Here is a 12,722-nt window from a genome sequence, read left to right as displayed (position 1 = left end):
TCGGTTATCCTGTCCATATTGCATACTATGTAATCATCCAGGCAGGAATACACCATGGCGACCTCCATCAACTCCGCAACCAGCACCGCCAGCACGGCGGTTTCGAGCGACATCTACAAGCGCGTCGAGCAGACCATGACGTCGCAGAATGGCGCCGCGACCAAGCTTAACGCCACGCTGGCGCGCGACCAGACCAAGTTGTCCGGCCTCGGCCAGCTGCAAAGCGCGCTGGCCGACTTCCGCACGCTTGCCGCCAGCCTGACCGGCAGCGGCTTGAGCACCAGCGCGGCCAGTTCGGCCAAAACTGTCCTGACGGCCACCTCGACTGGCGCGGCCAAGGCCGGCACCTACGCGATCGACGTCAAGCAGCTGGCGCAGGGCCAGTTCCTGACCAGCGAGGAATTCACCTCGGCCACCACAAAGATCGGCAGCGGCGCCGCCACCACCGTTAAAATCGACTTCGGCACCGCAGGCGGCGCCAAGGGCTTTGTCACCAACGGCACGGCCAGCAGCAAAACCATCACTATCGACAGCACCAACAACACGCTCGAAGGCATGGCCGCCGCGTTCAAGGCGGCCGGCGTGGACGTCAAGGTGGTCAAGGGCGACGACGGCAAGTTTTCGCTGGGTATCGCCGGCGAGAGCGGCGCGGCCAACAGCATGCGCATCAGCGTCAGCGGCGACGCCGCGCTCAAGGGCCTGCTGGCATTCGATCCCGACGGCGCGCAAAAGCTGAAGCAGACCACGGCGGCGCAAAACGCCATCCTGACCGTCGACGACAAGGAAGTCACCAGCCCGACCAACTCCTTGGCCAAAGACAACGGCATCGCCGGCGCGACCTTGACGCTGACCGGCACCGGCAAGTCCGACGTGACGATCAAACAGGATTCGAGCCAGATCGGCGCCAACCTGAAGTCCTTCGTGGCCGCCTACAACGACCTGAACAAGAAGTTGCAGACGCTGCAGCAGGGCGCGTTGAAGGGCGACACCGCCATTGGCCAGGTCGTCAGCCAGATGAGCATGCTGCTGAAGACGGGCGGCGGCGGCGTGTCGGTCTCGGCGTTGAGCGCGGCCGGCGTCAGCCAGGATGCCAAGGGCAATATGGTGGTCGACGACAAGAAGCTGCAGGCGGCGTTGACGGCCGATTCGTCGGCCGTGGCCAAGCTGTTCACCAACGACGGCAAGGGTATCGCCGACCTGATGTCGTCCAAGGCGTCGGCGTTCACGTCCTCGACCAGCGTGATCAGCAAGGAAGCCAAGCAAATGAATACCGAAATCGCCAATATCAGCGGCAAGCGCGCGGTGCTGACCAAGGCGCTGACGGCGCAGGCCAACGCGCTGGTGGCGCTTTACTCGGCGCAGGCCCAGACCGGCGCCGGCAGCGCGGTCAACGGCTCAGGCGGCGGCACCGGCACGCTGTTCGACATGCTGGGCTGACGATCGGGGTGTATTTCTAACGAACTCCTTGCGTGGAAACGGTGGATGCCCGATCATCACGGGTTGTGTATGAATCCACTTTTCGGAGGTGCTATGGCAGGGAAGTTCGTTGGCGCGGCGCTGGTCGCCGCAGGTTTGATGGCCGCCGTGGGGCAGGTCGCCGCCCAGGCGCCCGAGGAAAAAGTCCTCAACATCTATAACTGGTCCGATTACATCGCGGAAGACACGGTTAAAAACTTCGAAAAAGAAACCGGCATCAAAGTCCGTTATGATGTTTTCGACAACAACGAGATTCTCAATTCCAAGCTGGTGGCCGGTAAATCAGGTTACGACATCGTGGTGCCGACCGCGCCGTGGGCGCGTCTGCAAATCGAAGGCAAGCTGCTGCGCAAGCTGGACAAGTCGAAGCTGCCGAACCTGAAGAACCTCGATCCGGCGATCCAGGCCAAGCTGGCCAGCATCGATCCGGCCAACGAATACCTGGTCGACTGGCTGTGGGGCTATACCACGGTCGGCATCAACGTCAACAAGGTCAAGGCCGCGCTGGGCAACCTGCCGATGCCGGAAAACGCCTGGGACCTGCTGTTCAAGCCTGAATACGTGTCCAAGCTGAAATCGTGCGGCGTATCGTTCCTGGATTCACCGTCGGAGGTGTTGCCTGCCGCATTGATGTATCTGGGCAAACCGGCGTACTCGAAGAACGCCGGCGACTACGCCGAAGCCGGCAAGCTGTTGACGGCGATCCGTCCCAGCGTGACGTTGTTCAGCTCGTCCGGCTATATCAATGATCTGGCCAACGGCGCCGTTTGCGTGTCGCTGGGCTGGTCGGGCGACATCAATATCGCCCGCCAGCGCGCGGTCGACGCCAAGAACGGCAATGTGATCGAGGCGCTGATACCCAAGACCCCGGCGGCGTTGATGTTCGACACGATGGCGATTCCGGCCGACGCGCCGCATCCGAACAACGCGCACTTGTGGATCAACTACATCATGCGTCCGGAAGTGCATGCCAGCCTGACCAACAAGGTGTTTTACGCCAACCCGAACTCGGCCAGCTTGAAGTTCGTGCGCAAGGATATCGCCGGCAACAAGACGATTTTCCTGTCCGATGCGGACAAGCGGCGCATGGCCGCGCCGGAAGCGGTGCCGGCCGATATTCGCCGCGTGATCACGCGCACCTATACCAAGTTCAAAACCGGCCGATAAGTGTAGCGAGCCCTTGTAAACGAACATCGGCGCCAAGATTGGCGCCGAGCGGGCTTCTGATGAAGCGGAATGCTATTCGTGATAGCGGTCGGTCAGTTTCTGGCTGCTGCCTACGGTTTCCTGCACCAGTTCGTAGACAACAAGGGCGATCATTCCTCCGAAGATCCCCATCGTGAGCAAGGCAAACATCGTATCCTCCCTCTGGTAGTGACCATTTAACTTTAGCAGGTCATTGCCGCTTTGCAAGCTCGACAATGACTTCGCCGTCGCTATTTCACCACCAGATCGGCCGCCATCACCGCCTTCAGGTAGACGCTCATGGCGTTGCCCGGATCGCGCTGCGCGAACCACCACGCGCTGGCCTTGCGGATATCCCATTCCAGGTCGTCGCCCGTCAGCAGCAGCGAGGCGACCTGGCCCAGCGTCGGCTGATGGCCGACCACCAGCACTGAATCCTTGCCGCCGGGCCAGTTGGCCGCCTTCAGGATATCGGCCGGATCGGCGCCCGGCGCCAGATCGCTATGGATTTTGTATTTGCGTCCCAGCGCCTCGACCGTCTGCAAGGTGCGCACGGCGGGGCTGGCCAGGATGCGGCAGCTGTCGGGCAACTGCGAATCGAGCCATTGCCCCATGCGGCGCGCCTGCTTGACCCCCTTGGTCGTCAACGCCCGTTCCAGATCGGACATGCCGGGCGCCGCATCTTCGGCCTCCGCATGCCGCCATAAAATGAGATCCATGCTTTTCTCCTGACTATCATTAGAAAAAGATCCCAGCGGCGGACCTTCCGGCCCGCCATGCGTTGTTCTTGTTATCCGTCGCCGAGCGTGGCGCCCGGCGTGCCCAGCGTGTCCATCAGATGCTGCTGCGCGCTGAAGCCGACCTGCTTGGCGCGCGTCTTGCGGCGCTGATAGTGTCCGTCGGCTTCCAGTTCCCACGCGTTGACGTTGTCCTTCAGATACGGATTCAAGCCCTCGGCCAGCACGCGCCGCTTGAGGGTTTTATCCAGGATCGGGAACGCCACCTCGATGCGGCGGAACAGGTTGCGGCTCATCCAGTCGGCGCTGGAGAGCATCACGTCGTGCGCCAGATCGTTGCGGAAATAATATATGCGGCTGTGTTCCAAAAAGCGGCCGATGATCGAGCGCACCCGGATGTTTTCCGACAATCCGGGCACGCCAGGCTTCAGCGTGCAGGCGCCGCGCACGATCAGATCGATCTTGACGCCGTCCTTGGACGCCGCGTACAGCGCGCGTATCACCGATTCGTCCACTAGCGCGTTCATCTTCACAATAATACGTCCGGGCCGACCGGCGCGCGCGATACGCGCCTCGTTGCGGATGCACTTGATGATTTCGTTCTGCAGCGCGAACGGGGCCAGCCACAAATGCGTCAGGCGGTGCGGCTTGGTCAGGCTGGTCAGGTGGATGAACACCTCGTTGACCTCCTGCGCGATGCCCGAGTGGCAAGTGAGCAGGCCGAAGTCGGTATAGAACTTGGTCGTGGTCGGATGGTAGTTGCCGGTGCCGAGGTGGGCGTAGAAGCGCAGCTTGCCTTCTTCGCGGCGGATCACCAGCGCCACCTTGGCGTGGGTTTTCAGGCCGACCACGCCGTACACCACCTGCGCGCCGGCCTGTTCCAGCTTGTCGGCCCAGTTGATGTTGGCCTCCTCGTCGAAGCGCGCCTTCAGCTCGACGATGACGGTCACCTCCTTGCCCAGGCGCGCGGCCGTGATCAGCGATTCCATCAGGTCCGAATTCATGCCGGTCCGGTAAATGGTTTGCTTGATCGCCACCACGGACGGGTCCAGCGCGGCGCTGCGGATGAAATCGATGACGGTCTGGAACGACTGGAACGGGTGGTGCAGCAGGATATCGCCCTTGCGCAGCGCGGCGAAAATATCGGCGCTGCCCGGCTTTTGCGCGATGCCGGGGAAGAACGGCGGGAAGCGCAGCGCCGGATTGTCGACGTGGTCCATGATCTCGGTCAGGCGCACCAAGTTGACCGGGCCGTTGACGGCGTACAGGCGGCTCTGGTGCAGGCCGAACTGGTCGAGCAGGAATTGCGACAGTTCCGGCGGGCAGTTCTTGGCCACTTCCAGCCGCACCGAGGTGCCGAACTGGCGGCCCTGCAACTCGCCCTTGAGCGCCTGGCGCAGGTTCTTGACCTCGTCCTCGTCGACCCACAAGTCGCTGTCGCGGGTGACGCGGAATTGCGAATAGGCGATCACTTCGCGCCCTGCGAACAGGTCGGAGATGTGCGCGTGAATGATCGACGACAGCAGGCAGAACGACACGCCGCCGCTGTCGGACAGCTCGTCCGGCAGGCGAATAACGCGCGGCAGCACGCGCGGCGCCTTGACGATGGCGATCGCGGTGCCGCGGCCGAAAGCGTCCTTGCCGTTGAGCGAAACGATGAAATTGAGACTTTTATTGACGACCTGGGGGAAGGGGTGGGCCGGATCGAGGCCGATCGGCGTCAGCAGCGGCCGTACTTCCGTGTCGAAATATTCCTTGACCCATGCGCGCTGCGCTTCGTTGCGCTCGTTGTGGCGCACCAGATGGACGCCGTTGGCGGCCAATTCCGGCAACACATCCTGGTTCAGGATCTCATATTGATGCTCGACCAACACGTGACATTCTTCGCAGATACGCGACAGCGTGGCGATCAGGGCGGGGTGGTTGGCCAGCGAGCCGTCCAGGCTGCCGGCTGCCAGCAGGCTGGCCACGCGCACCTCGAAAAACTCGTCCAGGTTGCTGCTGGCAATACACAGATAACGCAGGCGTTCCAACAAGGGGATGCTCTTGTCTTCGGCTTGCGCCAGCACCCGCCGGTTGAACATCAGTTGCGACAGTTCCCGGTCCAGAAAAGCAGAGTTCTTATTTACTTCAGCATGCAAGTCAGGCTTCATGTCTATTTAATCACTTTGCAGATGGTGTAATTCTAGCCTGTATCGACAGAATAATGATTGCAACAGTGTAAATACAAAATATGACAACTCTGTGACAAGTGCTGTCATAAATGGCGCCGGGGCTTGTCACAATTGTGACAGGAGGGCGTCACATTGGCTCGTCATTTGATGACATCTTAGCGCTTCTCATAGGGAGAATGCGGCCCAAAACATGGACACATGGTTATTTCCGAGATTTTTTTGGCATGTCATAAACCTGTCATATTGCCCCGGTAGACTGCGCAGCATCCTAACCTGTCATAACAAAGGACTTGAAATGCGAATCAAACAACTGATCTCTTCCCTGGTAGTGGGCGTGTCTGCCGTGATGGCATTCTCGTCGGCCGCCACCGCCGCCGATATGACCGGCGCCGGCGCCACCTTCCCGTACCCGATTTACGCCAAGTGGGCCGAGCAGTACAAAGCCTCCACCGGCAATGGCCTGAACTATCAGTCCGTCGGTTCGGGCGCTGGCATCAAGCAGATCAAGGCCAAGACCGTCGACTTCGGCGCGTCGGACATGCCGCTGAAAGCGGAAGACCTGGACGCCGAAGGCCTGATGCAGTTCCCGGCCATCATGGGCGGCGTGGTCACCATCGTCAACCTCGACGGCATCACCCCTGGCCAGCTGAAAATGACCGGCCAGGTCGTCGGCGACATCTACCTGGGCAAGATCACCAAATGGAACGCGCCTGAAATCGCCGCCATCAATCCGGGCGTCAAACTGCCAGCGGAAGACATCACCGTGGTGCACCGCGCCGACGGTTCGGGCACCTCGTTCCTGTTCACCGATTTCCTGTCGAAAACCAATCCTGAGTTCAAGACCAAAGTCGGTTCGGGCACCGCCGTGAAGTGGGTCGTCGGCGTCGGCGGCAAGGGCAACGAAGGCGTCGCCGCCAACGTTCAGCGTATCAAGGGTTCGATCGGCTACGTCGAGTGGGCGTACGCCAAAAAGAACAAGATGTCGCACACCCAGCTGAAGAACAAGGACGGCAACTTCATGCAGCCTGACGACGAGTTCTTCAAGGCCGCCGCCGCCAATGCCGAGTGGACCAAGACCCCGGGCTTCGGCGTCGTGCTGACCGACCAGGCTGGTAAAAACTCTTGGCCGATCACCGGCGTGTCGTTCATCCTGATGCACAAGGTGCAGGCCGACGCGGCCAAGGGCAAGGAAGTGGTCAAGTTCTTCGACTGGGCCTTCAAATCGGGCGGCAACGCTGCCGTCGAACTGGACTACGTTCCACTGCCGGCGTCGGTCATCAAACTGGTGCAGGACTCCTGGAAAGCCAACCTGAAAGACGCTTCGGGCAAGGCCATCTACTAATCCTGACTCCCTTCGCCGCCCGGCAGTTTCACGGCGGCGAGGGGGTTAGCCTGCTGCGCCCAACCGGACGCAGCAGGCTAGCCTACATCAACGAGATAACAATATGAGCGCTGATATCACTTCCACGCCACGTCCAAAACCGGAGCAGTCGATGCACACCAGCACAGCCCAGTCGAACCAGGCGACCGCTGCCGAGCAAGCTGCCACGCAAGCGATGCACCGCACCATGCGCAACCAGCGCATCCAGGATTTCTTCTTCCACAAAATCACGATGGTGTTCGCGCTGTCGGTGCTGGCGGTGCTGCTTGGCATTATCATCTCCCTCATGGTCGGCGCCTGGCCGGCCTTCAAGGAGTTTGGCCCGGCCTTCATCACCACCGTCGAGTGGGACCCGGTCAACGATAAATATGGCGCGCTGATCGCCATCGTCGGCACCCTGGCCACGTCCGGCATCGCGCTGCTGATCGCCTTCCCGGTCAGCTTCGGCATCGCCTTGTTCCTCACCGAAATCTGCCCGGCCTCGCTGCGCCGTCCGCTTGGCACCGCCGTCGAGCTGCTGGCCGGCGTGCCGTCGATCATCTACGGCATGTGGGGCCTGTTCGTGTTCGCGCCGCTGTTCGGCGACCACGTGCAGCCTTTCCTGAAAGCCGTGCTGGGACCGCTGCCGATCATCGGCCCGTTCTTCAGCGGCCCGACCATGGGCATCGGCATCCTGACCGCCGCGCTGATCCTGGCCGTGATGATCATCCCGTTCATCTCGTCGGTGATGCGCGACGTGTTCGAGATCGTGCCGGCCGTGCTGAAGGAATCGGCGTACGGCCTGGGCTGCACGCGCTGGGAAGTGGTGCGCAAGATCGTACTGCCTTACACCAAGACCGGCGTGGTCGGCGGCGTCATGCTCGGCCTGGGCCGCGCGCTCGGCGAGACGATGGCCGTCACCTTTGTCATCGGTAACGCCAACAAGCTGTCGTTCTCGCTGTTTGCCGCCGGTAACTCGATCGCGTCCACGCTGGCCAACGAATTTGCCGAGTCGGACACCGTGCTGCACACGTCGTCGCTGTTCGCGCTGGCACTGATCCTGTTCGTTATCACGTTTATCGTTCTGTCCGCCGCCAAGCTGATGTTGGCCGGCATGTCCCGCAAGGAAGGCATCAAATGAGCCAAGCCGCTATCCACACCGCCACCAATGTGCCGGCCCCGGTCAACAAGGTCTACCGCAAGCGCCTGCTGAGGCACCGCATCGGCATCGCGCTGTCGGTGTTCGCCATGACGATCGGCCTGGCCGTGCTGGCCTGGATCCTGATCACCCTGATCATCAAGGGCTTTGGCGCACTGAGCGTCAACATGTTCACGCAAACCACGCCGGCGCCGGGCAGCGAAGGCGGCGGTCTGGCCAACGCCATCTTCGGCAGCTTCATGATCGTCGGCCTGTCGACGTTGCTGAGCACGCCGATCGGCATCCTGGCCGGCATTTACCTTGCCGAGTACGGCGAAGAGAACAAGATCGCCTCGATCACCCGTTTCGTCACCGACATCATGCTGTCGGCGCCATCGATCGTGATCGGCATGTTCGTCTGGGCCATGTACGTGGCCACCACCAAGCATTACTCCGGTTACGCCGGATCGATCGCGCTGGCGCTGATCGCCATCCCGGTCGTGGTGCGCACCACCGACAACATGCTGCGCCTGGTACCGAACAGCCTGCTCGAAGCAGCCTTCGCCCTCGGCGCGCCGCGCTGGAAGGTGGCCATGCTGGTGCGCCTGCGCGCCGTCAAGGCCGGCGTCATCACCGGCGTGCTGCTGGCAGTGGCCCGCATCTCCGGCGAAACCGCGCCGCTGCTGTTCACCGCCCTGAACAACCAGTTCTTCAGCAAGGACATGAATGGCCCGATGGCCAACCTGCCGGTGGTGATCTACGGCTTCGCGATGAGCCCTTACGACAACTGGCGCGACCTGGCCTGGGGCGGCGCGCTGCTGGTGACCTTTAGCGTGCTGGCGCTGAATATCGTCTCGCGCACCCTGTTCAGCCAGAAAATCCCGAACTAACGCATCGGCACACCCTTCGACCACTAGAAAAGCGATCGACCATGAATACGCAACTGAGCCCAGAAAACACCGCAGCCATGAACGGCAACAAGCGCAAGACCATTGAAATCACCGGATTGAATTTCTTCTACGGTAAAACCCAGAGCCTGACCAACGTCAACCTGGACATCCACGAGCGCCAGGTGACGGCCTTCATCGGCCCGTCCGGCTGCGGCAAGTCGACCTTGCTGCGCACCTTGAACCGCATGTACGACCTGTACCCCGGCCAGCGCGCAGAAGGGTCGATCATGTACCGCGGCCGCAACATCCTGGAAGAGGGCCAGGACGTCAACATGTTGCGCGCCAAGGTCGGCATGGTGTTCCAGAAGCCGACGCCGTTCCCGATGTCGATCTACGACAACATCGCCTTTGGCGTGCGTCTGTACGAAGACCTGTCGAAGGGCGAGATGGACGAGCGCGTCGAATGGGCGCTGAAGAAAGCCGCGCTGTGGGGCGAGGTCAAGGACAAGCTGACCAAGAGCGGCCTGTCGCTGTCGGGCGGCCAGCAGCAGCGCCTGTGCATCGCGCGCGGCGTCGCTGTCAAACCGGACGTGCTGCTGCTCGATGAGCCGACCTCGGCGCTGGACCCGATCTCGACCTCGAAGGTCGAAGAGCTGATCAGCGAACTGAAGCAGGATTACACGATCGCCATCGTCACCCACAACATGCAACAGGCCGCGCGTTGCTCGGACTACACCGCCTATATGTACTTGGGCGAACTGGTGGAGTTCGGTGAGACCGATCAAATCTTCATGAATCCGGCCCGCAAGGAAACCCAGGACTACATCACCGGCCGCTTCGGCTGATTGCATTTATAATATCGGATACGGAGAAGAATATGATCGGTGAACATTCATCCAAACAGTACGACAACGAACTGGAAGCCATCCGCTCCAAGGTATTGCTGATGGGCGGCATCGTCGAGACGCAATTCCTTGACGCCATGACCTGCTTCCGCATCGGCAACCCCGAGCGCGCCGACCGCGTGATGCGCGAGGACGACACCGTCAACCAGCTGGAAGTGTCGCTCGACGACGCCTGCAGCCACCTGATCGTGCGCCGCCAGCCGGCCGCCAACGACCTGCGCACCATCATGGCGACGATCAAGGTCATCACCGACCTCGAGCGCATCGGCGACGAGGCCACCAAGATCGCCCGCACCGCGAAAGCCCTGCATGCGCGCGGCGCCGTCACCGTCAACCATTACGAAATGGTGCGCGGCATCGCCAACAACACCAGCGACATGCTGCACGACGCGCTCGACGCGTTCGCCCGCAACGACGGCAAGCAGGCGTTGCAGCTGATCGCCCAGGACGCCGTGATTGACCACGAGTTCCGTTCGATCATGCGCAACCTGATCACTTTCATGATGGAAGACCCGCGCACCATCTCGGCCGCGCTCGATACGCTGTGGGTCGCCAAGGCGATCGAGCGCATCGGCGATCACGCCAAGAACATCGCCGAATACGTTATCTACGTCGTTGAAGGCAAGGATATCCGTCACACCAAAACCGTGCAGCCGATCCCCGACGACGTTCCGGCGCAAAGCGAGTAAAACAAGAAATGGCATCTGATAAAACCACTGTATTGATCGTAGAAGATGAACCGGCGATTGTCGAACTGGTGACGTTCTCGCTGCGCGAGGCCGGCTGGAACTGCTGCGCGGTGCAAAGCGTGGGCGAGGCCTGGGACTTCATCCAGACCCGCACGCCGCAATTGATTCTGCTCGACTGGATGCTGCCGGACCAAACCGGCCTGCGCCTGCTGGCGCGCATCCGCTCGGACCGCCAGTTCAACGAGATCCCGGTGATCATGCTGACGGCCAAGAGCATGGAAGAGGACAAGTTGGCTGGCCTGAACAGCGGCGCCGACGACTACGTCACCAAGCCGTTCTCGCCGCGCGAGCTGCTGGCGCGCGCCAAGGCACTGTTGCGCCGCAAGAGCCCGGAGCACGCGCAGTCGGCCATGCGCGCCGCCAATGTCATGCTTGACCCGGTCAGCTGCACGGTTTCGATGGACGAGCAGAAGATCGACATCGGCCATGCCGAATACAAATTGCTCAAGTTCCTGCTGGCGCATCCGGAGCGCGTGTTTTCGCGCAGCCAGCTGCTCGACAAGGTGTGGGGCGACCACGTCGTGATCGAGGAACGCACGGTCGACGTCCATGTTTTGCGCTTGCGCAAGGCCTTGAAGGAAGCGGAGCATTTGATTAAGACCGTGCGTAGTGTAGGCTACATGCTTTCGGAAAAATAAGTTTCATCATTAAGTCTCAAAAATGAATCCAAAACTGGTGTTCTGGGTGCCGGCAGCATTGCGCACCGCTCTTATTCTGGCGGTGTGTGGCTTGCTGGGCTGGATGTTCGGATGGACGACCGGCCTGGTGGTCGCCCTGGTGGCGATGCTGGTGATGGTGTTCGTCCAGCTGTCCTACCTGTACCAGCTGAGCAACTGGATGGACGATCCGCAAAGCGCCAAGCTGCCGGACGGCTGGGGCGCGTGGACCAACATCTTCTCGCGCCTGTACCGCATGCGCCGCGACGACGAAAAGAACCAGGCCGAGCTGACCGAATGGCTGGCGCGCTTCCGCCAGGCCATGCACCTGTTGCCGGACGGCGTGGTCATCATGGACGATGTGCTGTTCCTGGAATGGTGCAACCCGGCCGCCGAAAAGCATCTGGGCCTGACGCACGAGCGCGACAAGGGCATGCGCGTGACCAATCTGGTGCGCAACCCGGACTTCATGGATTACATCATCCTCGGCCGCTACGAGCAGCCGCTGACGATCAGCTTCCGCGAGCGCAAGCTGATCGTGCATATCATTCCGTTTGAAAACCGCCGCCAGATTCTGGTCACGCACGACGCCACCGAGACCGAGCGAATCGAAGAGATGCGCCGCGACTTCATCGCCAACGCGTCGCACGAGTTGCGCACGCCGCTGACGGTGATCGTCGGCTTCCTCGAGATCGCCGCGTCGGAGGGGCTGGATGCGGCCACGCGTTCGGCGCACCTGAAGCTGATGACGGAGCAGGGCCACCGCATGCAACACCTGATCGAGGACATGCTGACCTTGTCGCGGTTGGAGTCGGTGGATTATCCGATGCGGCCCGAACAGGTAGACGTGCGCAAGCTGATGGAGCAGGTGCTGCGCGACGCCCGCGCGCTATCGGCCGGCAAGCACGAGATCACGATGGACTTCGACGGCCCGGACATCATGGGCAGCTACGAGGAATTGCACAGCGCCTTCGGCAATCTGGCGTCGAACGCGGTGCGCTACACGCCGGCCGGCGGCAGGATCAACCTGGTCTGGCGCGAGTTCGATACCGGCGTCAAATTCAAGGTTGAGGATACGGGCATCGGCATCAGCCCCGAGCACATCTCGCGATTGACGGAGCGCTTCTACCGGGTCGACAAGAGCCGCTCGCGCGAGACGCAGGGTACCGGACTGGGCCTGGCGATCGTCAAGCACGTGCTGCTGCGCCACGGCAGCACCTTGCAGATCAAATCGGAAGCCGGCAAGGGCAGCAGCTTCATCGTTTGCCTGCCGAAGACGGCTACTGTGCAGCGCCAGCCGGAGTTGATGCTCAACTAGGGCTGGACATGGCCGACTACACTGAATTGATCCGCTCTGCGTTGCCGGTCGTGCGTGCCGTAGTGAATGCCTCTTGAAGCTCAGGGGGCAAGGCGTTAAAGTCCACACGCTGAGCTTTCAGTTCTGCGCGGAGC

The 12,722-nt window shown here is 61.4% G+C and carries 11 protein-coding genes; 9 read left to right on the top strand and 2 right to left on the bottom strand.

Annotation, left to right across the window (positions count from 1 at the left end; genetic code table 11):
* Positions 1–54 precede the first annotated feature (54 nt).
* Both fliD and ACZ0BA_RS12795 read left to right on the top strand, forming a co-directional pair.
* Positions 55–1,437: a flagellar filament capping protein FliD gene (fliD, locus tag ACZ0BA_RS12800; RefSeq protein WP_463451646.1), complete on the top strand. Its 1,383-nt coding sequence runs from the start codon at positions 55–57 to the stop codon at positions 1,435–1,437.
* A gap of 93 nt (positions 1,438–1,530) precedes the next feature.
* Positions 1,531–2,643, top strand: a complete 1,113-nt coding sequence (locus ACZ0BA_RS12795) for a polyamine ABC transporter substrate-binding protein (RefSeq protein ID WP_463451645.1) — start codon at positions 1,531–1,533, stop codon at positions 2,641–2,643.
* A gap of 269 nt (positions 2,644–2,912) precedes the next feature.
* Here ACZ0BA_RS12795 and sixA read toward each other — a convergent pair whose 3' ends face one another.
* Positions 2,913–3,380, bottom strand: coding sequence for a phosphohistidine phosphatase SixA (gene sixA / locus ACZ0BA_RS12790; protein WP_463451644.1), 468 nt, complete (start codon positions 3,378–3,380; stop codon positions 2,913–2,915).
* Between the two features lie 71 nt (positions 3,381–3,451).
* A complete protein-coding gene (gene ppk1 / locus ACZ0BA_RS12785; protein ID WP_463451643.1) occupies positions 3,452–5,551 on the bottom strand; it encodes a polyphosphate kinase 1 in 2,100 nt (699 codons plus the stop codon).
* 316 nt (positions 5,552–5,867) lie between these two features.
* Between ppk1 and pstS the strand changes: the two genes are divergently transcribed.
* From pstS to phoR, 7 genes are all read left to right on the top strand, one after another.
* Positions 5,868–6,914 carry a phosphate ABC transporter substrate-binding protein PstS gene (pstS, locus tag ACZ0BA_RS12780; protein WP_463451642.1) on the top strand — a complete coding sequence of 349 codons (1,047 nt, stop codon included), beginning with the start codon at positions 5,868–5,870 and terminating at the stop codon, positions 6,912–6,914.
* Between the two features lie 151 nt (positions 6,915–7,065).
* Positions 7,066–8,073 carry a phosphate ABC transporter permease subunit PstC gene (gene pstC, locus ACZ0BA_RS12775; protein WP_463451641.1) on the top strand — a complete coding sequence of 336 codons (1,008 nt, stop codon included), beginning with the start codon at positions 7,066–7,068 and terminating at the stop codon, positions 8,071–8,073.
* Positions 8,070–8,960: a phosphate ABC transporter permease PstA gene (gene pstA, locus ACZ0BA_RS12770; RefSeq protein WP_463451640.1), complete on the top strand. Its 891-nt coding sequence runs from the start codon at positions 8,070–8,072 to the stop codon at positions 8,958–8,960. Before pstC ends, pstA begins: the two co-directional genes overlap by 4 nt.
* A gap of 41 nt (positions 8,961–9,001) precedes the next feature.
* Positions 9,002–9,805, top strand: coding sequence for a phosphate ABC transporter ATP-binding protein PstB (pstB, locus tag ACZ0BA_RS12765; protein ID WP_463451639.1), 804 nt, complete (start codon positions 9,002–9,004; stop codon positions 9,803–9,805).
* Positions 9,806–9,837: 32 nt separating this feature from the next.
* Positions 9,838–10,554 (top strand): phosphate signaling complex protein PhoU, encoded by a 717-nt coding sequence (gene phoU, locus ACZ0BA_RS12760; RefSeq protein WP_090320873.1) that lies wholly within the window; start codon positions 9,838–9,840, stop codon positions 10,552–10,554.
* An 8-nt stretch (positions 10,555–10,562) separates the two neighbouring features.
* A complete protein-coding gene (locus ACZ0BA_RS12755) occupies positions 10,563–11,252 on the top strand; it encodes a response regulator (protein WP_315401530.1) in 690 nt (229 codons plus the stop codon).
* Between the two features lie 22 nt (positions 11,253–11,274).
* Entirely contained in the window at positions 11,275–12,588 is a 1,314-nt protein-coding gene (phoR, locus tag ACZ0BA_RS12750; protein WP_463451638.1) for a phosphate regulon sensor histidine kinase PhoR, read from the top strand.
* Positions 12,589–12,722 lie beyond the last annotated feature (134 nt).

The organism is Duganella sp. AC917, from assembly GCF_979258245.1.
Note: the sequence above shows the minus strand (reverse complement) of the source record. Positions and strands in the feature narration are given on the sequence as shown.